General features: G+C 33.7%; 19 protein-coding genes. 10 read left to right on the forward strand and 9 right to left on the reverse strand.

The genetic code is table 11. The features are described 5' to 3' along the window. Position 1: 1 nt before the first annotated feature. Positions 2-2,104 carry an ATP-dependent DNA helicase RecG gene (gene recG / locus BMZ09_RS14850; protein WP_090842143.1) on the reverse strand — a complete coding sequence of 701 codons (2,103 nt, stop codon included), beginning with the start codon at positions 2,102-2,104 and terminating at the stop codon, positions 2-4. 791 nt (positions 2,105-2,895) lie between these two features. Between recG and BMZ09_RS14855 the strand changes: the two genes are divergently transcribed. Further along, on the forward strand, positions 2,896-4,953 hold the full coding sequence (locus BMZ09_RS14855; RefSeq protein ID WP_090842063.1) for a M1 family metallopeptidase: 2,058 nt from the start codon (positions 2,896-2,898) through the stop codon (positions 4,951-4,953). A 1-nt stretch (position 4,954) separates the two neighbouring features. Next, positions 4,955-5,872 (forward strand): patatin-like phospholipase family protein, encoded by a 918-nt coding sequence (locus BMZ09_RS14860; protein ID WP_090842065.1) that lies wholly within the window; start codon positions 4,955-4,957, stop codon positions 5,870-5,872. A gap of 87 nt (positions 5,873-5,959) precedes the next feature. On the opposite strand, the gene BMZ09_RS14865 is transcribed toward BMZ09_RS14860, so the two are convergent. Further along, a complete protein-coding gene (locus BMZ09_RS14865; protein WP_090842067.1) occupies positions 5,960-6,478 on the reverse strand; it encodes a DUF7935 family protein in 519 nt (172 codons plus the stop codon). A gap of 303 nt (positions 6,479-6,781) precedes the next feature. Between BMZ09_RS14865 and BMZ09_RS14870 the strand changes: the two genes are divergently transcribed. Next, on the forward strand, positions 6,782-8,539 hold the full coding sequence (locus tag BMZ09_RS14870) for a carboxypeptidase-like regulatory domain-containing protein (RefSeq protein WP_090842069.1): 1,758 nt from the start codon (positions 6,782-6,784) through the stop codon (positions 8,537-8,539). A 252-nt stretch (positions 8,540-8,791) separates the two neighbouring features. Here BMZ09_RS14870 and BMZ09_RS14875 read toward each other — a convergent pair whose 3' ends face one another. Next, entirely contained in the window at positions 8,792-10,345 is a 1,554-nt protein-coding gene (locus tag BMZ09_RS14875; RefSeq protein ID WP_090842145.1) for an FMN-binding glutamate synthase family protein, read from the reverse strand. Between the two features lie 206 nt (positions 10,346-10,551). On the opposite strand from BMZ09_RS14875, the gene BMZ09_RS14880 reads away from it, so the two are divergent. From BMZ09_RS14880 to BMZ09_RS14895, 4 genes are all read left to right on the forward strand, one after another. Beyond that, a complete protein-coding gene (locus tag BMZ09_RS14880) occupies positions 10,552-12,120 on the forward strand; it encodes a hypothetical protein (protein WP_143067836.1) in 1,569 nt (522 codons plus the stop codon). A gap of 79 nt (positions 12,121-12,199) precedes the next feature. Then, complete coding sequence (locus tag BMZ09_RS14885) at positions 12,200-14,539, forward strand: ATP-dependent helicase (RefSeq protein ID WP_090842073.1); 2,340 nt, start codon at positions 12,200-12,202, stop codon at positions 14,537-14,539. 17 nt (positions 14,540-14,556) lie between these two features. After that, complete coding sequence (locus BMZ09_RS14890) at positions 14,557-15,177, forward strand: L-threonylcarbamoyladenylate synthase (protein WP_090842075.1); 621 nt, start codon at positions 14,557-14,559, stop codon at positions 15,175-15,177. A 76-nt stretch (positions 15,178-15,253) separates the two neighbouring features. Then, the gene (locus BMZ09_RS14895) at positions 15,254-15,604 is read left to right on the forward strand and encodes a VOC family protein (protein WP_090842077.1); all 351 of its coding nucleotides are present in this window, start codon (positions 15,254-15,256) and stop codon (positions 15,602-15,604) included. Positions 15,605-15,765: 161 nt separating this feature from the next. On the opposite strand, the gene BMZ09_RS14900 is transcribed toward BMZ09_RS14895, so the two are convergent. The 3 genes from BMZ09_RS14900 to BMZ09_RS14910 all read right to left on the reverse strand — a co-directional run bounded on the left by BMZ09_RS14900 (position 15,766) and on the right by BMZ09_RS14910 (position 18,189). Continuing rightward, a complete protein-coding gene (locus BMZ09_RS14900; RefSeq protein WP_090842079.1) occupies positions 15,766-16,623 on the reverse strand; it encodes an OmpA/MotB family protein in 858 nt (285 codons plus the stop codon). Between the two features lie 92 nt (positions 16,624-16,715). After that, positions 16,716-17,702, reverse strand: coding sequence for a glycosyltransferase family 2 protein (locus BMZ09_RS14905; RefSeq protein WP_090842081.1), 987 nt, complete (start codon positions 17,700-17,702; stop codon positions 16,716-16,718). Between the two features lie 34 nt (positions 17,703-17,736). Further along, a complete protein-coding gene (locus tag BMZ09_RS14910) occupies positions 17,737-18,189 on the reverse strand; it encodes a type I restriction enzyme HsdR N-terminal domain-containing protein (RefSeq protein ID WP_090842083.1) in 453 nt (150 codons plus the stop codon). Positions 18,190-18,259: 70 nt separating this feature from the next. Between BMZ09_RS14910 and holA the strand changes: the two genes are divergently transcribed. The 3 genes from holA to BMZ09_RS14925 all read left to right on the forward strand — a co-directional run bounded on the left by holA (position 18,260) and on the right by BMZ09_RS14925 (position 20,372). After that, positions 18,260-19,264, forward strand: coding sequence for a DNA polymerase III subunit delta (gene holA / locus BMZ09_RS14915; RefSeq protein ID WP_090842147.1), 1,005 nt, complete (start codon positions 18,260-18,262; stop codon positions 19,262-19,264). A gap of 17 nt (positions 19,265-19,281) precedes the next feature. Next, positions 19,282-19,647 (forward strand): cupin domain-containing protein, encoded by a 366-nt coding sequence (locus BMZ09_RS14920; protein WP_090842085.1) that lies wholly within the window; start codon positions 19,282-19,284, stop codon positions 19,645-19,647. Between the two features lie 164 nt (positions 19,648-19,811). Then, on the forward strand, positions 19,812-20,372 hold the full coding sequence (locus BMZ09_RS14925) for a type 1 glutamine amidotransferase domain-containing protein (RefSeq protein WP_090842087.1): 561 nt from the start codon (positions 19,812-19,814) through the stop codon (positions 20,370-20,372). A 79-nt stretch (positions 20,373-20,451) separates the two neighbouring features. On the opposite strand, the gene BMZ09_RS14930 is transcribed toward BMZ09_RS14925, so the two are convergent. The 3 genes from BMZ09_RS14930 to BMZ09_RS14940 are packed head-to-tail and all read right to left on the reverse strand — an operon-like array spanning position 20,452 to position 23,997. Then, on the reverse strand, positions 20,452-20,922 hold the full coding sequence (locus BMZ09_RS14930) for a hypothetical protein (RefSeq protein WP_090842089.1): 471 nt from the start codon (positions 20,920-20,922) through the stop codon (positions 20,452-20,454). Between the two features lie 43 nt (positions 20,923-20,965). Further along, positions 20,966-21,229: a DUF202 domain-containing protein gene (locus BMZ09_RS14935; RefSeq protein WP_090842091.1), complete on the reverse strand. Its 264-nt coding sequence runs from the start codon at positions 21,227-21,229 to the stop codon at positions 20,966-20,968. An 8-nt stretch (positions 21,230-21,237) separates the two neighbouring features. After that, positions 21,238-23,997, reverse strand: coding sequence for a T9SS type B sorting domain-containing protein (locus tag BMZ09_RS14940; protein ID WP_090842095.1), 2,760 nt, complete (start codon positions 23,995-23,997; stop codon positions 21,238-21,240). Positions 23,998-24,029: the final 32 nt, after the last annotated feature.

Here is a 24,029-nt window from a genome sequence, read left to right on the forward strand (position 1 = left end):
CTTAGCTAATGTAGTTCCAGATGTTTTTGTATTTACTCATTTGTCGGTAGGTCTCTAATATAATTGCATTATCAGGACTACTTAAGCTTGGATCTTTAGTTAAAAGGTCTTTTGCCCAATAGCGTGCATGTTGCAAAATGTCGTTATCTTTTACAATATCTGCAATGCGTAAATTTAAAATTCCGCTTTGTTGGGTCCCCATAATATCTCCTGGTCCACGAAGTCGTAAATCCACTTCTGCAATCTCAAAACCATCATTTGTACTGGTCATGGTTTGGACACGTGTTTTACTGTTTTCTGACAATTTATGACTGGTCATTAGGATGCAATAACTTTGCTCTGCACCACGTCCAACACGACCTCTTAATTGGTGTAATTGTGCTAGTCCAAAACGCTCTGCACTTTCAATTACCATGACCGAAGCATTGGGTACATTTACCCCAACTTCTATAACCGTTGTTGCCACCATAATTTGTGTTTCGCCTTTAACAAATCGTTGCATTTCAAACTCCTTATCTGCGGGTTTCATTTTACCATGAACGATGGAAATTTGATACTCTGGCATCGGGAAATCGCGCACCAAACTTTCGTAACCATCCATCAAATCTTTGTAGTCCATTTGAGCACTTTCTTGTATCAAAGGATAGACGATATATACCTGTCTTTTTTTAGCAATTTCGTCCCGAATAAAACGAAATACTTTTAGGCGATTTGAGTCGTATCTATGGACCGTTTTTATGGGTTGTCTTCCGGGTGGTAATTCGTCAATTACAGAGATGTCTAAATCACCATAAACAGACATCGCTAAAGTTCTTGGAATTGGAGTTGCTGTCATGACCAAAACGTGAGGAGGAAGAGTGTTTTTTTTCCAAAGCTTAGATCGTTGCTTGACTCCAAAACGGTGTTGCTCGTCAATAATTGCAAGTCCTAAATTGTTAAATTTAACCTTGTCTTCTAAAACAGCATGTGTACCTATTAGGATGTCTAATTCGCCGCTTTCTAACATTTTGTGTATCTCTCTTCGTTCTGAAGTTTTACTTGAACCTGTAAGCAGTTTAATACTGATTTCTAAATTGTTACATAGTTCTAATAATCCATTATAGTGTTGTACTGACAAAATTTCAGTCGGTGCCATTAAGCAAGCTTGAAAACCGTTGTCAACCGCTATTAGCATTGACATTAATGCCACTATGGTCTTTCCGGAGCCAACATCACCTTGTAAAAGACGGTTCATTTGTGCATTACTACCTAAATCTGCTCTGATTTCTTTTAATACACGCTTCTGCGCATTGGTTAATTCAAACGGTAAATGGTTTTTGAAAAACGTATTAAAATGTGCGCCAACGGTTTCAAAAGGAAATCCTTTAATCTTAGTTTTATGAATTAAATTTTTAAGAATTAATTGTAATTGTATGTAAAATAACTCTTCAAATTTTAGTCTGAATTCGGCTTTAGAAAGTGCTGTTTGATCCTTCGGAAAATGAACATTTAAAAGGGCTTCAGATTTCGAAATTAATTTGTTTTCTGAAAGTAGTTTTTCGGACAAGGTTTCAACAAATCTTCCTTTGGTTTCAAGGAATAAATTTTGCATGATTTTTGTCATCACGCGATTGCTAATTCCTCTGTTAGATAACTTCTCAGTTGAAGGGTAAATGGCTTGCATTGCACTTCGCAAATTTGCCTGATGTTCGGTTAGTAATTCGATGTCAGGATGCGGCATATTATACTTGTTTGCAAACAAGTTTGTTTTTCCAAAAATGACATAAGTTGCGTTTAATTTTAAAGCTTCCTTAATCCATTTTTGACCTCTAAACCATACCAATTCCATGGTGCCAGTTTCGTCCTTAAAAGTAGCAACTAATCGCTTGCCTCTTTTCTGAGCAATCTCTTCAAATTTTGTGATTTTACCAATAATTTGCACCTCGGCAGCATTGGGTAATAATTGGTTGATTTTGTAATATTTTGTACGATCTAAATATCTGTTTGGAAACAGATTTATTAAATCTTGATAGGTGTGAATACCCAACTCCTTGCGCAATAAATCTGCACGATTTGGTCCGACGCCTTTTAGGTAATCTATTGGAGTTTGTAAGTTAGTACTCATAGACAACGAAATTAATGCATTTTGATTTAAAGAGAAAGTTAAATCGATTGGCATTGTCTTGCTTTAGTTGATTTTGGTTTAAGGAATTGTTGGTTTTTATAAAAGTTTAGAAAGTGTTTGGTTCTCGACACACCTTTCCTGTGTCAAGGCACTCGAACTGACGCGTTGTGCTTTTTATTGCTATGCTTATTTTATTTCGTAGCGTCATTTCGAGTGATTTGTGAAGCATGAGCAAATTGTATCGAGAAGTATTTATAAGAAAGTATAGTTCTCGATACACCTTTCCTTCGTCAAGGCACTCGAACTGACGCGTTGTGCTTTGTGTTATGCTTATTTTATTGCGTGTTTTACTGCGTCTCGTCACTTCGAGTGATTTGTGAAGCATGAGCAAATTGTATCGAGAAGTATTTATAAGAAAGTAGAGTTCTCGATACACCTTTCCTTCGTCAAGGCACTCGAACTGACGTCTTGTGCTTGTTATTGTGTGTTTTACTGCGTAGCGTCACTTCGAGTGATTTGTGAAGCATGAGCAAATTGTATCGAGAAGTATTTGTAAGAAAGTAGAGTTCTCGATACACCTTTCCTTCGTCAAGGCACTCGAACTGATGGTTGTTTTCAAAAAAAGAGGACAAGATCAATGAATACAATAAAGATCTTGCTGCAAATCAATTTTCTTCTTTTTGTAAAGAGATGAATGAATTTTGTTTCCTCTTTAAAGGAAATCAAAAGAAAGAGGAGTTAACACGTTACAAAAAATTGTATTTTGGTCTAATCCTTGTTTAAATTTATTTATGAGATACTTTTTAGTGCTATTTATTACGTTTTTATGTCTTTCCGCGAAAGCGCAACAAACTGAATTTATTGATTTTATATCTATTAAAGCTGAAGTTAGTTTTGAAAAAGACAATACTGTTAAAGGGAAAGCTAAATATATTTATAAAGCCTTGAAGCCGTTTGATTCTTTAATGATTGACGCTGTAAACATTGAAATCACCAATTTTTATGATGACCATTACGATCTTGATTTTGAGTATGACGGAAAGCAAATTATATATAAACCACAATTTGAAGCTAATTCGTATCATGAGTTAAATATCGAGTATACAGTAAAGCCTAAAAAAGCGCTCTACTTTACTGAAAAAGAAAACTCTCATCAAATTTGGACCCAGGGACAAGGTAAGTACACAAGTCATTGGTTACCTAGTATTGATGATATGAATGATAAAATCGAATTTGACTTGTCAATTACTTATGATAAAGACTATCAGGTTATTGCTAACGGTGCATTAATCGATAAAATTAGTAACGACTCAACAACCACTTGGCACTACGACATGCAAAAACCAATGTCAAGTTATCTTGTCGCGTTGGCTATTGGCAAATATGAACAAAAGGTAATTACATCTCAAAGCGGAATACCTATACAATTGTATTATTATCCAGAAGATTCTGCTAAAATTGAGCCGACATACCGCTATACCAAACAAATGTTTGATTTTTTAGAAAACGAAATTGGTGTACCTTATCCTTGGCAAAACTATAAGCAAGTACCGGTAAAAGATTTTTTGTATTCAGGAATGGAAAATACGAGTTGCACTATTTTTAGTGACGATTTTATGATTGACAACACTAGTTTTATAGATAAAAACTACGTTAATGTTAATGCGCATGAATTGGCGCACCAATGGTTTGGAGATTTGGTTACGGAAACTTCGGGGTCGCACCATTGGTTGCAGGAGGGTTTTGCAACGTATTACGCCCTTTTGGCAGAACGAGATCTATTTGGAGACGCGTATTACTACAATAGGCTTTATGAGTATTATGTAGAATTAAAAGCACAAGATGAAGCAGGAGATGGTACTGCGCTATTAAATCCAAAATCTAGCAGTACAACGTTTTACAAAAAGGGTGCTTGGGCTTTACATGTTTTACGAGAAAAAGTGGGTGACAGAGCCTTTAAAAAGGCTGTAGAGGATTACTTAACCCGTTATGCGTTTAAAAATGTTGAGACTTCTAGTTTTATAACTGAAGTAGAAAAACAATCGGGAAAAGACTTAACGTTATTTGTGGACCGTTGGTTAAAATCGCCTGTATTGTTGGAGGGACAAATGATAGCCAGTTTAGAAGACAATGAAACCGCTTCGTTTTTAATAACCAAGCAGACTAATCCATATTTAAGTTACAGGACTGATGCGGATGATAATTACATTCCGTTTAGCTTAATTACAACTTTGCCTGAAGGGTTTCATGCTATTCAGGTTTCGGTTTTAGAGGAAGCGTTATCAAAACCAGAGTATCCTACTTCTGACGATTTAATTTTAGAGGCATTTAATTCGGACCAAATTCAGTTAAGACAAACTTTGGCTTTAGGCTTGAGAACGGTTCCTTTAAAATATCAAAAGCAGTATGAAGGGTTGCTTAATGATGCTTCTTATATTACCATTGAAGCAGCATTGTATAACCTATGGGCCAATTTTCCGCGTAAGCGAAACCTATATTTAGAGCAAACAAAGACGATTTACGGTTTTAATAATTATAATATTAGAATCTTATGGTTGGCTCTAGCTATTGCTACACCAGAGTATGAGCAAGATAAAACGGAAGCTTTTTTTAATGAATTAGTAGGTTATACAAATCCTACGCAACCCTTTTCAAGACGACAAAATGCTTTTGAAACTTTGTCTAGCTTGGGTGTGTTTAATCCCGCTGCTTTGACAAATCTTGTAGAGGCGACGAAGCACCATAATTGGCGTTTCAAGAGTTTTGCTAAGCAACTTGTAGATTTGTTATCTGAAAATGAAAAATATAAATCTATAATTAGTAATTTGCAGGATAACCAAAAACAATAATTTGAAAGCATTAGTCATATCTGGAGGAGGAAGTAAAGGTGCATTTGCAGGTGGTGTTGCGCAACATTTAATTGAACAAGAAGGAAAACAGTATGATATGTTTTTGGGAACATCTACAGGAAGTTTGTTAATTCCGCATTTGGCTACCGGCAATATTGGTAAGCTTTACGATATTTATACACATGTTAATCAGAATTCGATTTTTAGTATTAATCCATTTGTGGTTAAGAAAAAAGGCGATAGAGAGTATGTGTCGATTAACTATTTTAATACGGCGTTACAATTTATTAAACGAAAACGAACTTTTGGAGAAAGTAAAAACCTAAAAAAACATATTAAAGAGCATTTTACTAAAGCTGAATATGATACAATTAAAGCCACTAAAGAAGATGTTGTGGTTACGGTTACTAATTTATCTAAAAACCGAGTGGAGTATAAGTCTATTAACGATTATAGCTACGAGGAGTTTTGCGAGTGGGTTTGGATTTCGTGCAATTATATTCCGTTTATGTCATTGGCAATAAAAGATGGTTTTGAGTATGCAGATGGTGGTTTAGGTTGTGTAATACCAATAAGAGAAGCTATTTTGCGTGGCGCTACAGAAGTGGATGCTATAGTTTTAGAAAGCGAAAATTTGGAATACAACAAGGTGTTGGGCAAAAACCCGTTTTCGTTAATGATTAACCTATTTGGGCATTTATTAGATCAAGTAGAAAAAGGGGATATTGCAATTGGAAAATTGGCTGCAAAACACAGAAATGTGAAGCTAAACCTATATTATACACCAACTAAGTTAACAGAAAACTCATTGATTTTTAATAAGAAACTGATGGAAGAGTGGTGGTTACAAGGGTATTTGTATGCGCAAGGTAAATATGAAAATCATGATGAGTATAGCTCTACTGTACCTATAAAATAAAGTGTAAATGCATTGTATTGATGCACTATGTACATAAAAAAAGCCCTATAGTTTGATAGGGCTTTTTTATTTTTTTGTAAAATTTGGTTACCAGATTTCCGCAACTTCCTTTTTAATATAATGTAAACCGGCATTACTTGGTGCTGCTTTGTCAAGCATTTCGTTTAAAATAGCTTCTCTAAGTTTACTTGCAGAGTCTATTTTTTCGCTCATACTTACTTTTCTAATTAATTGTATAGTTGCACTTTTAGATGCGGTTACTATAGTCCAGCAGTCGTCGCTTAAATAAATTTGTTGTGATAGGTTGTGTTCAAATTCTTGCTCGATACTTTTTATTAGTAAATCTTCATATGCTTGTTTGTCTGATGACAGTGGTGCCACACGTAGTAATAATTTGTTTGGAGATATACGTTCTAAAAATAATGCTAAACGCTCATAAGCCTGAAGTCTTACCGGTAAAGACTCTTTACTAAGGGTTTTTACAATATTAAATTTACGACGTTCCTCTTCGTTCTGCATGTGTTCTCTAAAAAAAAGATAAGCTATAACCCCTGTGATGATTGAAGGGACAGAATACATGACGACGTTTAATAATTGTTCTTCCATAAGTTGTTTGGTTTAGTATAACAAACATAATGTCTTTTAAATTATTGTACAAGAAAACAGATAATGGAATCAAAACTGTTTTTAATGGAATGAAGACGGTCGATAATAAATTAGCAGGGTTTAAAAAAAGTATTGTCAGCTATTTTTGAATTGTTGTTTCTGTTTTACAATAGGTTAGCTGTTAGGTCTAGGTGCTTATTTTAAAATAAATCATAAAAACATGGTCTCAAGGGGTAACAGAAATCAATATCAGTTTATATAACTATATAAATGATAAATTCTAAACAGTTAAAACTTTAAATTATGAAAACTTTAAACGCAAACTTTAAATTAATACTTGGTGTAATGGTCATGCTAATGATGGTATTGACATCTTGTAATCCTAACGAATCTGTTGATATGCCAGAAGTGCCAGAAGGTACGTCAGGGAATTCTCAAATAGATTTTGGTTCTAATATTCAACGAGATTTTATGGGACGTATTGTAGATCAGTCTTCTATACCTTTAGATAATGTAAATATTACAATAGGTAATAAAACAGCAATTACAGATAATAATGGAATGTTTGTAATTAATGATGTTTCTGTTAAAGAGCGATTGGGATTTATTACCGCGCAAAAACCTGGTTATTTAAAAGGAATGCGATCTGTAGTGCCAACTTCGGGAACCAATATGATTAATATTATGCTTGTAGCAGAAACTCTAGTAAGCACAGTAGCATCGGGTAGTAGTAGTGAGGTTACATTAAGTAATGGCGCTAAAGTGAGTTTTGATGGTGCTTTTAAAGATGAAAACGGGAATGCTTATTCAGGAAATGTAGATGTTTATATGTATCACTTAGAAACGTCTAACCCTGCGATCGAAGCAATTATGCCAGGAAACTTGCAAGCTGAAAATGCTAATGGGGAAGAACGTGTTTTAGTGTCTTACGGGATGTTAAATGTTGAATTAAAAGGGGCTTCAGGGGAAAAATTGAATATTGCAGATGGAAGTGTGGCACAAATAGAGTTACCTATAAATCCTGCACAAAACGGAGTAGCACCAGCAACAATTCCATTATGGCATTTTGATGAGGTTTCTGGTGTCTGGATGGAAGATGGAGAAGCAACATTAGTTGGCGGAAAGTATCAAGGAGAAGTTTCTCATTTTTCATGGTGGAACTGGGATGCGCCATTTCCTGCGGTAATTTTATGTATAAACGCTGTGGATGCTAATAATAATCCATTAGCTAATCTTGATATTAAACTTATTGAAAGTAATGCAGTTAATGGAAGAACGGCTTTTACTAATGGCGATGGTAATATTTGTGGTTTTGTTCCAATAAACGAAGCCTTTACTTTAAAAGCATTTGATCCATGTGGTGTTGAGGTGTTTTCGTCTAACATCGGTTCTTTTGCAGCAGATACTAATTATAGTTTAGTATTACCTTCTGTTACAGCAACTGTAATTAGTGGTACTTTAGTTAACTGTGCAAACACAAATGTAACTAATGGTTATGCCTCAATAATTTATGGCAATCAATTAGCATCGGTACCTGTAACTAATGGAGATTTTACGTTATCTGTTATTCAGTGTGCTGCCTTAACAAGTTTTAGTTTAGAAGGTGTAGACTACGATACATTTCAAGAAACGGATACTATCTCGTATAATTTTGGAAGTGCCGATGTTGGAAATATAATAGCTTGTAACGCAGTGTCAGAATATATTACACTTCAAGTAGATAATGATCCTGTAGACTACTTTTTAAGTAATATTACTGCAGATTCTTGGAGTTCGACTTCTGTAAGTATTGGTGGTCAGAACGATATTGGAGAAAGTATTTTAATAAGCGGAAGTGCAACTACTTTAGGGACGCATCCAGATAATGGTCCTTCATATATTGGAATTGAGCTAAACAGTTTGAATATAGATCACGGTGTGCCGAATACATTAGCATCTACAATTACAAATTTTGGAACAGTAGGACAGTATATAGATATTACAATTACAGGAAGTTATACAGATAATAATGGCTTAGTTAAATCTTTATCCGCAGCCATACATGTATTAAGAGATAATTAGTGTTATAGTTTGAGTTTATTTAATAATAACATAATTATTATAATTAAATTAAAACCGCAATGTCAGGTTGAGCGTAGTCGAAACCTTTCAAAGAGTTAAACATAATAACCCTTTGGCTGTTTTTAAGATGACAGTCTAATTGTAAATAAATTAAGAAAAGGATAGTCGATAAATTAAAAATAAAACTCAAATTTATGTAAAAAAAAAAGAGGCTTCAGTTGAAGCCTCTTTTTTAGTTTGTAATAGTTTGATTTAAGCTTTTCCGCCTAAATATTTACAATCTTTTAAACTTTGTATTCCGTTAAACGGAACTACTGTTTTGGTGTAGCCATAAGTACTATCCAATTCTTTTGATAAATTGTGATCATCTACATTAACTTCAATATCAGTCATTTTAAATTCGCATGGATGCTCATATCCAGCAGCATGCGTAATTTCGACAAACTCTTTTCTAAATGTGCTAAAATATTGTGCTAGACGTTCGGATTTTAAAGTCGGATCAATACCATTTTGTAACCATTTACTTTGCGTAGCAACACCACTTGGACACGTGTTAGTATGGCAAACTTGCGCTTGGATACAACCAATACTCATCATAGCTTCACGTGCTACATTAATGCAATCGGCACCCATTGCAAATGCCATTGCTGCTTTGGCAGGGAAACCTAATTTACCACTACCAATAAATACAATACGCTCGCTTAAGCCTTTACTCTGAAATAATTTATATAAATCCCCAAAACCATACACCCATGGTAAACTAACATGATCGGCAAAACTTGGAGGGGCAGCACCAGTACCACCTTCACCACCGTCAACGGTAATAAAATCTGGACCTTTTCCAGTTTTAACCATAATATCTGCTAATTCTTCCCATTGTTCTAGCTTTCCAATAGCAGCTTTAATACCAACAGGTAGTCCTGTTTTTTCTGCAATAGCTTCAATAAAATCTACTAATTCAGGTACGTTAGAAAACGCTTTATGATTAGGAGGCGATAGGACGTCTTTTCCAACTTCAACACCTCTAATTTTTGCAATTTCTGGTGTTATTTTGGCACCAGGTAATACGCCACCTTTTCCAGGTTTTGCACCTTGAGATAGTTTAACTTCTATAGCTCTAACAAAAGGATTGTCTTCGACTAATTTTACCATTTTCTCCATAGAAAAACCACCGTCTTTTGCACGAACACCAAAATAACCTGTTCCAAAATGAAACACGACATCTCCACCATGACTGTGATAAGGAGATAAACCACCTTCTCCAGTATTATGGTAAGCGCCTGCTATTTTAACCCCTTTGTTTAGAGATTCTACCGCTTTCGCGGAAAGCGAGCCAAAACTCATCGCTGAGACATTAATTATAGAACCCGGTCTAAACGGTTTTTTACGTTTACTATGTTCTCCCATAACTTTAGCACAAGGTAAAAACGATTTATCTGTAGCGTGTGGATGCGAGTCTGCAACCTTATAAGGCATCATGGCATTATTTATAAATATGTGTTGATGTGCATAAATATCGCGGTCTGTACCAAAACCTTCATAGTTGTTTTCTTTTTTTGCAGAAGCATAAATCCAACCACGTTCAATACGGTTAAATGGCAGCTCTTCCCTGTTGTTAGCAACAAGATATTGTCTTAATTCTGGACCAATTTTTTCCAGTATATATCTAAAATGACCAACTATTGGAAAGTTATGACTAATGGTGTGTTTTTTCTGAAAAATGTCTCGTACAGCAACAAGAACAAGTGCTATAATTATCCAAAGCCACCAAGAAATATTTGAAATTAAGTTTATAAATGTATCCATATTTTTAATCAAAGGTTTCATCAAAAATAAGGATTATCTATAATTACAAGCCAATTAGTTTTATAAAATAGTAAAGGACCATTGTTTTAACACTTTATTACTCTGGTTTTAGAGGATTATAATCCCTTAAGTAGACGGTAGGTACTACTGATGTTAAGATATTTGTAAAAAATTGGTATTTAGGATCTATCGGTTATCTTTATAATATGAGTCAAAAAAGAAAGAAAATAACACTAATAATAGCCCTTTGTATCTTAGTTTCAACAGTTTTGTTGTTTGTAGGGCAAGCAATAGTAAAAAACAAAATAAAAGCTGCTGTCGTTAATTTACCAGAATCTATGGCTTTAGATTATCAGGATATAGAGTTAAACCTTTTAACTGGGCATATTAATTTGGAAGCTCCTAGTCTTAAAGTTACAGGAAAAACAACAGGTAAAGTCAATGCTACAATTGCTATGACGGCGTTTTCTGTTTCTGGGTTTAGTTATTGGGATTATATGATTAACAATAAAATAGCGGTTAAAACTATTGATTTTAAAGATCCAAAAATCACGTATTATCATAATGCTTTAGTGAGTACTGAGATAGGAGGTCAATCTGTAATGGATAATTTAAAGCAGGTGTTACATGCAGATAATTTGACCATAAGTAATGCTAATCTAGTCATTTTTGATCGCGCTAATGATTCGTTAATTGTTAAAGCAGAAAAACTTGATTTTGCTATTACAGAATTTGTAATGGACCCAAACTCTGACTCCAAAGTACCTTTTGTATTTAACAATTCAATTTTAAATGGTACTAACTTAAAATATAAAGCAGGTGTTTTTGAAACAATTACTGTGGACGACTTTACACTAGATAATAACAATGTTAGCATAGAAGGATTTAGTCTAAAGACGAATTATACAAAAGAAGAATTGTCTAAAGTGATTACAACAGAACGTGATCATTTTGATTTGAGAATCCCAAAAATAGAAATTCAGAACCAAAAGGTTACGTTTGAAAACAAAAAAATCAATGGGTTTTCAAGTGATAAATTAGTTATTAACTTGCCTGTATTTAATATTTACCGTGATAAATTGGTTGTTGATGATTTGACGCTAAAACCGCTGTACAGTAAAATGTTAAGAGATTTGGACTTTAAGTTACAAGTCAAGCAAGTGGATATAGTAGATGGTGCAATCATTTATGAAGAAAAAGTAAAACAGGATCATGATGCGGGTCAATTGCACTTTAAACGTTTTAATGGGCAATTAAAAAACGTAGGCAATGGTTATCAGTTGCCAAATCAAACAACAATTGCTTTAGATTGTATTTTCATGGAAAGCACTCCTCTTGCTGTTAATTGGGCTTTTGATGTTGCTAATAAAACTGACAATTTTGTGTTTAAAGCAGAATTGGGAAAACTAAAAGCTGCCGACTTAAATCCGTTTATGCAACCCAATTTAAATTTAAAGCTAGAAGGTGATTTGATTAAGACTTATTTCACCATTGATGGAAATTCTAACACATCCACAGTAAATTTAAAGACGAAGTATACTAATTTTGATATTATCATTCTTAAAGATAATGGGAAAGAGAAAAACAAGCTGCTTTCCGGAATAATTAATCTTTTTGTATCTAAAAACAGTAGTAATCAGCCGGATAACTTTAGAGATAGCGATACTAAAACAGTGACTAGAGATAGTACAAAGTCTATTTTTAATTTTGTTTGGAAAAACACACAAGCAGGTTTAATCTCTGCTATGGCAGGAGATGGTACAAAAGATGAGTAATTGTTTATAATTATTAACAAATACAAGGGGTTAAAACGGTTACATTAACTATTTTTGTAACCTTAAAAAAACAAGCAATTTGGAAAAGTATCTAAGTCAGTTAAACGAAGCACAGTACGAGCCTACCGTTCAAGTAGATGGACCTATGATTATTATCGCAGGTGCAGGATCGGGTAAAACACGTGTACTTACCTACAGGATAGCCTATTTAATGAGCAAAGGTATTGACTCATTTAATATTCTAGCCTTAACCTTTACCAATAAGGCGGCTAAGGAAATGAAAGGTAGGATTGCAGAAATAGTTGGAGCTAGTGAGGCTAAAAACTTATGGATGGGAACATTTCACTCCGTTTTTGCTAAAATTCTTCGTTTTGAAGGGCATCATTTAGGATATCCAAGTAATTTTACTATTTATGATACCCAAGATTCTCAGAAATTGATGGGATCTATCATAAAGGAAATGGGCTTAGACAAAGATTTATATAAAACAAAACAAGTTTACAGCAGGATTTCATCTTACAAAAACAGTTTGATTACTGTCAAGGCTTATTTTAATAATCCAGAATTAATGGAGGCGGACGTGATGTCTAGACGTCCAAAAATGGGAGAGATATATCAGGCTTATGTAGAGCGTTGCTTTAAAGCAGGAGCAATGGATTTTGATGATTTGCTTTTACGTACCAATGAGTTATTAACAAGATTCCCTCAGGTTTTAGCACAATATCAAGATAAGTTTAGATACATTTTGGTGGATGAGTATCAAGATACAAACCATAGTCAGTATTTAATCGTTCGTGCGTTAGCGGACCGTTTTCAAAACATATGTGTCGTAGGGGATGATGCGCAAAGTATTTATGCGTTTAGAGGGGCAAACATCAGTAATATCTTAAATTTCCAAAAGGATTATGATAATGTTAAGATGTACCGTTTAGAGCAAAACTACCGTTCAACAAAAAACATTGTTGGTGCAGCAAACTCAGTAATAGAACATAACCAGACAAAATTAGAAAAGATCGTTTGGACAGCAAATGATGAAGGTCCAAAAGTACAAGTGCACCGTAGTTTAACGGATGGTGACGAAGGTCGTTTTGTAGCAAGTGCTATTTGGGAAACAAAAATGACAGATCACGTACCTAACAGTGACTTTGCTATTTTATATCGTACCAATTCGCAATCTCGTGCAATGGAAGAAGCTTTGCGTAAAAGAAGTATTCCGTATCGTATTTATGGAGGATTGTCTTTTTATCAAAGAAAAGAAATAAAAGATGTGACCGCGTATTTACGTTTGATTTTAAATTCTTCTGATGAGGAAGCTTTAAAACGTGTTATTAATTATCCAGGTCGTGGTATTGGTCAAACAACTATTGATCGTTTAATGGTTGCTGCTAATGAGAGTGGTAAAACTATTTTCGGTTTATTAGAAAATATTGACACCGTAGACATAAATATAAATTCGGGAACTAAAAATAAGCTTAGAGATTTTGTAACGCTTATTAAAAGTTATCAAGTAATGAATCAAACAGCAAATGCTTTTGATTTAGCAGAATATGTAACTAAAACAAGTGGTTTAATCAAAGAGTTTAATAAAGATGGTACTCCTGAAGGCGTGACGCGTTTGGAGAATGTCGAAGAATTATTAAACGGTATTAAAGATTTTGTTGAAGGCCAATTAGAAATTGCTGATTCAAAAGATGATTTAGCAGAGTTTCTAGAAGATGTAGCCTTAGCAACAGATTTAGATGGCGATAAAGGAGATCCGGATCACGTGGCGTTAATGACTATTCACTCGTCTAAAGGATTAGAGTTTAGTAATGTCTTTGTCGTTGGATTAGAAGAAGATTTGTTTCCAAGTGCTATGAGTATGAATACACGTAGTGAACTAGAAGAAGAACGTCGTTTATTTTATGTAGCATTAACAAGAGCGGAGAAAAAAGCATATTTAACTTATGCATTATCAAGATACCGTTGGGGAAAATTAGTAGACTCAGAACCTAGTCGTTTTATTGAAGAAATAGACGATCAGTTTCTAGACATAATTACTCCAATAGAAGAAAGGCGTATTAATCCAATGTTATCAGCAGATATTTTTGGAGATACACCACCAAACAAAATTAGATTTAAAAAAGCAATACAACCTAAATTACAAAAGAAAGTGGCAAAGAAGAAAGACCCAGTAAATTTCGAAATTAGTGTACCAAAAAAATTAAAAAAAGCTTCAGAAGTAGTTCCATCAGCAGAGGCTAACTTAATTGAAGGAGAATTAGCAGTAGGTAATATAGTAAAACACTTAAAATTTGGTAGAGGCGATGTCCTTAGCATTGAAGGCAAAGGTGCGGATGTTAAAGCAGAAATCAATTTTCAGTTTGGTGGTAAAAAGAAATTATTATTACGTTTTGCAAAACTTCAGCTTATAGGATAAACATAAAACTAAATATTATGGCAGAATTTATCAGGATTTACGAAGAAAACCCAAATCCAAAGGAGATTAAAAAGGTTGTTAACGTCTTAAAAAAAGGCGGACTTATTATATACCCTACGGATACGGTTTATGGATTAGGTTGTGATATTACTAATGCAAAAGCATTAGAGCGTATTGCTAGAATAAAAGGGGTTAAGCTTGAAAAAGCTAATTTTTCCTTTATCTGCCATGATTTAAGTAATTTATCAGATTACGTAAAACAAATAGACAGTTCAACTTTTAAAATATTAAAAAGAGCATTACCAGGTCCATATACTTTTATTTTACCCGGCTCTAAAACATTACCAGCTGCTTTTAAGAAGAAAAAAGAGGTTGGTATACGTGTGCCTAATAATGCCATTGCTTTAGAAATAGTAAAGGTTTTGGGCAATCCAATAGTATCTACATCTATTAGAGATGAAGATACCATATTAGAATACACTACAGATCCTGAATTGATTCTAGAAAAGTGGGGTAACCTTGTCGATTTAGTTATTGATGGTGGTTACGGAGATAATCAGGGGTCTACTATTATTGACTTGTCTGGTGATCAGCCTGAAATTATTAGAGAAGGAAAAGGAAGTATAGAGATTTTTTAATTCAATTAAATTGAAAAAGATTTATTTTTAAATTTATTTAGGAATAAAGAGCAGACTATCTTGAAACTTGTCAATAATGAAGCCAACCAACAACCATATTAATTATATCGAGTTTAAAGCTCATGATTTGGAAGCTGTAAAAACCTTTTACAATAAAGCGTTTGGATGGCAATTTACAGATTATGGCGCAAACTATGTAGCATTTGAAGCTAGCGGAATTGCTGGTGGTTTTGAAAAAACAGAGCAAGCTATAAGTAATGGAGCTTTAATAGTTATTTATCATGATAATTTAAAGCAAGCTAAGGCTAAAATTTTAGAATTTGGAGGTACACTTAGTGTGGATATCTTTTCGTTTCCTAGTGGTAGTCGTTTTCAGTTTTTAGATCCTTCAGGTAATGAGTTGTCTGTGTGGTGTCACGATAAATAAGGCTTTACTAAATTTCTGTTATTATAGAGTGTATCCCTGTAGTGTTGAGGTTTTTTAAGGGTGTTTACACCAGTATTATACATAAAAAGACATTTTAAATTAAGTGCATAAAAAAAGCCCAACCTTTCGGTTGAGCTTTTCTGTTTTATATAAAAGAAAACTTATTCTTTAGATAAATTTTTCATTTCAGTTTCAATCATTTCATAAAATTGATCAATCTTAGGTAAGATATAAATCTTAGTTCTTCTGTTAATTGCTCTGTTTGTTGGAGAGTCGTTTAAAACTAAAGGTAAATGATCACCACGTCCTGCTGCAATTAATTGTTTAGGATCAACACCTAAATCTTGTAATGCTCTAACAATAGCTGTACTACGTTTTACACTTAAGTCCCAGTTGTCAACTAACACTCCACCTTTATTGTAAGGTACGTTGTCTGTATGACCTTCTACCATTGCTTCAAAGTTTGGCTTACCATTAATTACTGTAGCAACTTTTCCTAAAATTTCGTTAGCTCTTGAAGAGATGTAGTAGCTTCCACTTTGGAATAATAACTTGTCAGATAAAGAGATAAATACAACGCTTTTTTCAACATTGATTTCGATGTCTGGATCGTTTAATCCAACTTCTTTCTTTAAACTTGTTACTAAAGCTAGTGTTACACTGTCCTTTTTAGTTAACGCATCTTGTAATCTTGTAATTCTTAAATCTTTTTCTTTTAAACTTTCTAAAGATTTTTCAACGTTTTTAGCACCTTGTGCAGTTAACATTGTCATGTCTTTAGTACTTTCAATTAAAGCAAGGTTATTTGCTTTCATATCTGTTAAACGTGCTTGAATTTCTTTAAGACGAGCTGCAGATGCTGCTTCGTCAGCTAAACAAGAGTTTAATTTTACAGTTGCTGTGTTTAATAAATCCTGTGTTTCTTTTTGTTTTGCTTCTAATGCAGCAAATTCTTTTTTAGATACACATGAGCTTAATAATAAAAGTGCACTTGCACTTAGTAATAGGATTTTTTTCATAATTATTGAATGATAAATTAAATTTATACTCGTCAAAAGTATAAATAATTAAAATGTTAAAATACGGTTTAACAAAATTTTTGCTAAAAGCATCATAATTGACTAAATTTACGCTTTTTATCAACAAAATAAGACCATACAACAGACTTATTTGTAAAATAACTGGCTTTTTGCGGACTTTGTTTTCTTGCTTTTAAAAGCGAATTTAGATGCCTGTAGAACGACAGATGTGCTTTAAGTATTGCAAAAATATGTTTAAATTTTAAATTAAATAAAAACTTTGCAGCAGCAACACCGTCTAAGATTAATCTTATAAAAATTAGTGAAGGTAAATTTCCGCTAGCATTTTTAGTAATAGTAAATAAGCTATTTCTAAAATTAAGATAGGTTTTTTGGGGATTGCTAGCGTTTAAAGTGGCGCCTCCAACGTGATATACGGTTGAATCACCAATGTATTTTGTGTTATAGTTTAGATTAAAGGCTCTCCAGCATAAATCAATCTCTTCCATGTGTGCAAAAAAGGTCTCATCAAAACCTTGTAATGCTCTAAAGGTAGATTTCCTGATAAAGAAACAAGCACCTGAAGCCCAGAAAATAGACGCGTTTTGATATTGATTAGTGTCTTCTTCTATAGTATCAAAAATACGACCTCTGCAATAAGGGTAGCCATATTTATCTATAAAACCTCCTGCTGCACCTGCGTATTCAAACTTGGTTTTAGCTTTGTAGTCTAAAATTTTTGGTTGAATAATTGCAGTTTCACTTTCCGATTTAAAAGTATCAACTATGGGTGTCAACCAATTTGGAGTGACTTCGATATCACTATTTAAAAGGCAATAAATAGCTTCTTCAACATGTTGTAAGGCATCATTGTAACCTTTAGCATAACCACCATTTTCTTTATTCTGAATAATTTTTACTTCAGGATAATTTGCTTTTATAAATGCAACAGAATCATCTGAGGATGCATTATCCGCTACATAAATAGTAGCACCTTGAGAGTAGGAGACCACAGCTGGTAAAAATTGCTCAAGCAATGCTTTTCCATTCCAATTTAGTATGACTACTGCTATATTCAAAAAAGAGATATTTAGTTGTTATTTGGTATTTTACTTAGTGTTGCGCGTTATATTCCGGAATATCTTGTAAAAAATGATACTTTTCTGCTTCAAAGTCCATGTTGCAATAATAATGATTAATACCGTTGGTAACCATTAAATAGGTCGCGTTTAACGCCAAATTATAACGTGCTATTTGGTCAAACGTATTTTGTTTAATTTCTATTTTAGGTGCTTTACACTCTACAATTAAATGGATAGTGCCATCCGTGTTAAACACAACAATGTCATAGCGCTTTTTTAAATCATTGACTTTTAGTTCTTTTTCTACGTTAATTAAAGAGATCGGGTACTTTTTAACGGTTATTAAATAGTGTACACAATGTTGTCTTACCCATTCTTCTGGTTGTAAGACCATAAATCTTTTACGTATAACATCAAAAATAGATACTTTATTTTCGTTATTTTTGAATCGAAACTCAAACTTTGGAAAGTTTAACTCTTGCATTAAATTGTATTCGGTTTTCTTCAAAGTTAACCTTCATAAGTCAAAAACCAAATTTTTAAAATTTTTTCCTTTGGACGAAGTCAAACAGTTAGTCATTGATATAAAAAACAAGAACCTTAAACCTATCTATTTATTGATGGGTGAGGAGGCCTATTATATTGATAAAATTTCGGATTATATAGAAAAAACCGTGTTAACGGAGGAAGAACGTGGTTTTAACCAAATGGTTTTATACGGTCGTGATGTAACTGTTGAAGATATTGTGAGCAATGCTAAGCGTTATCCTATGATGGCAGAACGCCAAGTGGTAATTGTAAAAGAAGCACAAGATTTAGCTAGAACCATCGATCAATTAGCAGCTTATGCCAAAAATCCGCAACCTACAACGGTTTTAGTAATTTGTTATAAATATAAAAAGGTAGACAAACGTAAAGCTGTTTATAAAGAAATTAAAAAATCTGGTGTTGTTTTTGAAAGTAAAAAGCTTTATGAAAATCAAGTTCCGGATTGGATTAGTCGCGTATTGTCACCAAAAGGATATTCTATTACGCCAAAAGCATCCCAGATGCTAGTAGAGTTTTTAGGTACAGATTTAAGTAAATTGAGTAATGAATTGGATAAGTTGCAGATAGTCTTACCTAAAGACACACAGATTACACCAGATCATATCGAAGAAAATATTGGAATCAGTAAAGATTACAATAACTTTGAGTTGCGTAAGGCTATTGGATCTAAAAACACAGCGCAAGCGTTTAAAATCGTACATTATTTTGCTGAAAACCCTAAAGATAACCCGATGGTTTTGACCGTTTCGTTATTGTTTAGTTTTTTCTCTCAACTGTTACATTTACATGGTATGTCGGATAGAAATCCTCGTGCTGTAGCTTCAGCTCTGCGCGTTAACCCCTATTTTGTTAACGAATATATTGAGGCGTCACGACATTACCCAATGCGTAAAGTAAGCCAGGTTATTGCAACGCTGCGCGAGTTTGATGGTAAAAGTAAAGGTGTGGATAGTAATGCTGTACCACAAGGTGATTTGCTTAAGGAGATGTTAGTAAAAATCATGTATTAATTTTTATTTATCTTAACATGAAACCCTATTATATAATCATATTTTTAGTTTTATTTTCTGCATGCAAAACAGTACAAACACTTCCAGACCCGCTAGAGGCTGGTTGGGAAGGGAAAAAAGTTTGCGAGGTTTTAAATGAAACAAAAAAGCAACGTATTTTAAAGTGTACATTTCCTCCCAATGTTGGACACCAAAAGCACTATCATAAACCGCATTTTGGCTATACATTAGCTGGAAGCACGTTTCAAATTACAGATGCAAATGGCACACGGACTATTCCTGTAACAACTGGTGTGACTTGGTCTAAAGATAAAATTAGCGAACATGAAGTCTTAAATGTTGGTGATAGTACTTCTGTATATTTAATTATTGAACCTAAATAGTTAAATCTTTTAACGTTATAATTAAGTATTTAACACCTAACTATTATCCTTTAACAAATCCTATTAAATCCAAGTTAAACCAATGCTGTAATTCTGTAAACACTACTGTTTTTAGTACTTTAGATGTGAATCGAAATAGTAACAACTAAAACCAAAACAGAACAATGGAAAACTTAGAGAGAAAGAAAGTTGCGATTTTAGCAACAAATGGATTTGAAGAAAGTGAATTAAAACAACCAATGCAAGCTTTAAAAGAAGCAGGCGCAGACGTGCACATCGTCTCAGAACAATCAGGAAAAATAAAAGGATGGGCAGACGGTAACTGGAGTAATAGTTATGACGTAGATAAAACTCTAGATCAAGTAAGTCAAGACGATTATAATGCACTTGTTTTACCTGGAGGTGTTATCAATCCCGATAAATTAAGGCGTAATCCAGAAGCAATTCGGTTTATAAAATCCTTCTTCGCAAATAAAAAACCTGTAGGAGCAATTTGTCACGCACCATGGTTATTGGCAGAGGCAGACGTATTGCAAGGACGTAAAGTAACATCGTTTAGCTCCATTAAAACAGATTTAGTAAATGCAGGTGCTAAATGGGAGGATAGTGAAGTAGTCGTAGACGAAGGTTTAGTGACTAGTCGTAATCCTGACGATTTGCCAGCGTTTAATAAAAAGTTGATTGAAGAAGTATACGAAGGAAAACATAACATGCAAACTGCATAATACTTTTAAATATAATATTAAAAAGCCAACCGATAAGGTTGGCTTTTTTGTTTTTGAGTAGTTTTATATTAAGTTGTTTTTACATATCCTCCAACGCCATAGTATAGTCATACTGTAAGTCCTCGTGTAATGCTAGTATTTTTTTTGTAATGGCTTCAATATTTCTATCATACAAATTGATTAACGTTGTATTTCTTGAGATTGAAGGCTTCATTGTTTTAAGCTTTTTACAAAAGTAGAGTAGTAGTTCGACTTCAGTCTCTTTATTAAGCGAGTAGCGGATGTATTTTTTTGTGTTTCGTAAAATCTTACGCACACTTTTTTTAATGTAAAAAAAGCTATCGGTATTTATTATTTCAAATTGTTCGTCAATTTCGGCCTTAACAGTTTCAATATATCCTGCTTCGCTATCTGCTTCAAAAAGCAAATAGGTTAGTAGTTCTTTATTTTCTTTTTTAAATCGGGATAGACGTAAGCAAAGCTCAGCTAGCTCTTCGCTGGTTTTGTGTTTTAACTCTTTACGTATGGTGACTACGGATACTGCTTTCATTACAACATGTTTTATTTCCGCGTAAGCGAAACTAATTTCAAAATTAAACTTTATAATGTTTTTTAATAGTACGTTTAACTTTAAATAATCTAAATACGCCTATAAGTAAAATAATTGGTGCTATTGCAATTAGTGTAATACCATAGTTTTTAAGGTCCGCAAATAGGTCTAGCTTTAAAATGGTTATTCCTGTTCCTAGGATAACTAAAAACGTACGAAAATAAGCTAGAAAAGTACGCTCGTTAGCAAGTTTAGTACGTTCTATTGCTAACCAGTCTCTAGTGGTTAGCGCTGTTTGATCTTTCATGTAATTTTTTATTGCCTTAATGTAAAATGACCACTGTAATACGTCCCGTCAGACAAGCGTAGTTTATACCAGTAATCATTTTGTGGTAATAGCTTTTGATTATACTTACCATCCCATCCTAGTGATGTTGTTGGATTAAACATGGTTATTAATTTTCCATATCTGTCGTAAATATACATTAATATAAAATTATATTGGTTTCCTTCCAAGCCTATCACATTCCAATAATCATGATTAGAATCGTTATTTGGTGTGAAGTATTTTGGAAACCCCATGACCGTTATATCTTTTGAGATGATTTCGCACTGATTTATATCTCTAACATAAATAGTGTGTATTCCTGGGGATAAATTATTAAACACATTTGATTCTTGAAAAACACCATTGGCGTTGTCCATAGCAAATTCGAAAGTACTTGGACTTTCAGCAAGTATAATAGTAGCAGTATAATCATCGATTAACACCTGTTCTATTTCGGGTAATGGGGATTGTGTAACTATTACAGTACTAGATTTTTCACAGTTTAAAATTGGATCAGATATTGTCACGTTGTATATGCCAGGCTGATTTACAACTATGCTGTTAGTGGTTTCAGTCGTACTCCAAGTAATATTATAATTGGCAACCTCTGCGGGTGTTAGTCCAGTTTCTAACGTTAAAGGGAAATCTCTTGAGCATATTTCTATGTTTTGATCTTCTAAGTCGGGGAAATCACGCAGAATAAGCTCTAATTGACCATAGCCATAACAAACATTTTCATTACTAATAGAGATATAAAGTAGGTTGTTTCCAGAATTGTAAGTATCAGGAAGGCTATTTATGTTTCCAGCAGCATTGGCTTGCGAAAGATAAAATTTGACAGTAATATCTCCTGTTAATGGCAGATTAGCTATTACTTGATCCCTTATTGTGGTTAAGTCAAATAGGGCAGAAGATGAGTTGTATAGATCGCAGGCTTCTAGTTGGTACATGCCAACATCTACAGCTTGGGTAGTTGATAATCTAACGTAGGCTATACTATAACAAAGTGCATCAGGGTATTTGACTTTGGCTACAACAATTTCTTCATTAAACTGGTTAGTATAGTTGTCATGGTTAATTGCGTATTGGTTATCAATATCACTTGTGGCTTCATCTAAAGTATGGTAGTAATACACGTCAATATATTCTGTAGGGTCTATTAGTAACCCGATATTTGCATCTTTTAAACTAAAAATAGTTATGCCATCTGTGGCGTCGTTATCAAATGAGTCACATGTTATAAGATCGTAAGGTGTTTGAATAACATCTGGAACTGATTCTATTTTTACTATTTTTTGCAAAGGTTGGTAGTCTATACCATTTAAAGTCATTATTAGTTTTACTAAATAATTTCCTGATTGCGCGTATGTATGGTAAGGCTCAATGTCGGTTGAAGTTGTTCCGTCTCCAAAATCCCATAATACACTATCATAAGGATCCTCTGAGGTAATGTAAAAATGGGTATTGTCGTTATAGCAAGTGTCTTCAAAATCAAAAGAAAACTTGAATATAGATTGTATAAATGGAGGAAGTCCAATTTGAGACGTTCTGCCTTGAAGGAAAAAAGAGTTATGCGTATAATTACAATTATTACCTACCGAATTAGGGTCGTTTATAACCGACAGATGGGTACCTGTACTAAATATGGAATATCCTGCTCTATAAATTTTCCCGTTAATTCCTAATTGTAATGCTCCAGCAACATTTGAAGATGTATTAACTGTATATTGTGAGCCTGCTATATTATTGCTTTCTGTATTATATTGAAGCAGAGAACTGTCTACAAAACTATCTTCGATACTAAATTGTGTTGCGGTAACATATAATAATTTAGAATTTGGCGAAAACTCAACACCATAAGGATAAGAGTTTTCTAAAATTAATTTTTCATTTGTAACGTTACCCGTAGTGTTGTTAAAGTCATACAATAATACTTTTCCAGACCTACGTTTACCCAATGTTGGGCTCCCCAACGACGTGGAACTATGTGCGATTGCAATCTTAGATCCGTCTGGGGATACTTTTAAATAACCAATAGCTGTAACATTGGATCCTATATCATTAATACGCGGGAAAACAGTCTGTGTTACTGTTGATACGGTAGGTGTTTCATTAACTCCGCTACTTGTAACTTTAAAAGCGTAAAATTTATTCATAAACTGCGTAATAACCCATATATCTTGTCCATTATTATGCGTTACGGCAGTTAGCTTTTCTGAGTTTTTATATTCGTTTTGTACAGCATCACTAATATTATAAGTAATTAAATGATTGTTTTTATTAGTTGTAACAATATCTCCTAAACCACCGTTTAGGCTCATATCCACTTCCGTGTAATTCAATCCTTCAATAGGATCGTCTGGCGTTAAATAATAATTAGGTCTGTCTGTTGTAAAAATATAATAAATAGACAATGATCCGGGTTTTGGGATTATTATTGCAGATTCTGTACTAGAACTGTCTCCCATTAAACCATAACCGTTAGGCATGAGGTCGTGGGTTCTATCCCAAACGGATGTCCCATCTGTATAAAACAACAAATTTCCACTAGGATCAGAAATTGTGGCGCAACCTTCCTTGGTGTTTAGGCTACCGTCTAATACAGCAACTGGATCGCCAGAAAAAAACCGAATACCTGCATTATCTCCAAAATACCAATTGGCAGATTCTCTTTGAGCGTGAGTATAAAAACTAAATAAAAGTAATATAAGGGGTAATACTTTTGATATTGATGAATAGCGTTTCATGTAATAAAAAAGTTATATTTAGTTTAAAGATA

Origin of the sequence: Olleya namhaensis (assembly GCF_900114005.1) — a bacterium.
In the GTDB taxonomy this organism is placed as follows: Bacteria; Bacteroidota; Bacteroidia; order Flavobacteriales; family Flavobacteriaceae; genus Olleya; species Olleya namhaensis.

Coding starts and splice junctions, on each gene's coding strand:
- BMZ09_RS14920 (WP_090842085.1), top strand. CDS start 19,282: ATGAAACCCTATTATATAATCATATTTTTAGTTTTATTTTCTGCATGC.
- BMZ09_RS14875 (WP_090842145.1), bottom strand. CDS start 10,345: ATGGATACATTTATAAACTTAATTTCAAATATTTCTTGGTGGCTTTGG.
- BMZ09_RS14880 (WP_143067836.1), top strand. CDS start 10,552: ATGAGTCAAAAAAGAAAGAAAATAACACTAATAATAGCCCTTTGTATC.
- BMZ09_RS14925 (WP_090842087.1), top strand. CDS start 19,812: ATGGAAAACTTAGAGAGAAAGAAAGTTGCGATTTTAGCAACAAATGGA.
- BMZ09_RS14855 (WP_090842063.1), top strand. CDS start 2,896: ATGAGATACTTTTTAGTGCTATTTATTACGTTTTTATGTCTTTCCGCG.
- BMZ09_RS14940 (WP_090842095.1), bottom strand. CDS start 23,997: ATGAAACGCTATTCATCAATATCAAAAGTATTACCCCTTATATTACTT.
- BMZ09_RS14865 (WP_090842067.1), bottom strand. CDS start 6,478: ATGGAAGAACAATTATTAAACGTCGTCATGTATTCTGTCCCTTCAATC.
- BMZ09_RS14890 (WP_090842075.1), top strand. CDS start 14,557: ATGGCAGAATTTATCAGGATTTACGAAGAAAACCCAAATCCAAAGGAG.
- BMZ09_RS14870 (WP_090842069.1), top strand. CDS start 6,782: ATGAAAACTTTAAACGCAAACTTTAAATTAATACTTGGTGTAATGGTC.
- recG (WP_090842143.1), bottom strand. CDS start 2,104: ATGAGTACTAACTTACAAACTCCAATAGATTACCTAAAAGGCGTCGGA.
- BMZ09_RS14895 (WP_090842077.1), top strand. CDS start 15,254: ATGAAGCCAACCAACAACCATATTAATTATATCGAGTTTAAAGCTCAT.
- BMZ09_RS14900 (WP_090842079.1), bottom strand. CDS start 16,623: ATGAAAAAAATCCTATTACTAAGTGCAAGTGCACTTTTATTATTAAGC.
- BMZ09_RS14910 (WP_090842083.1), bottom strand. CDS start 18,189: ATGCAAGAGTTAAACTTTCCAAAGTTTGAGTTTCGATTCAAAAATAAC.
- BMZ09_RS14930 (WP_090842089.1), bottom strand. CDS start 20,922: ATGAAAGCAGTATCCGTAGTCACCATACGTAAAGAGTTAAAACACAAA.
- BMZ09_RS14935 (WP_090842091.1), bottom strand. CDS start 21,229: ATGAAAGATCAAACAGCGCTAACCACTAGAGACTGGTTAGCAATAGAA.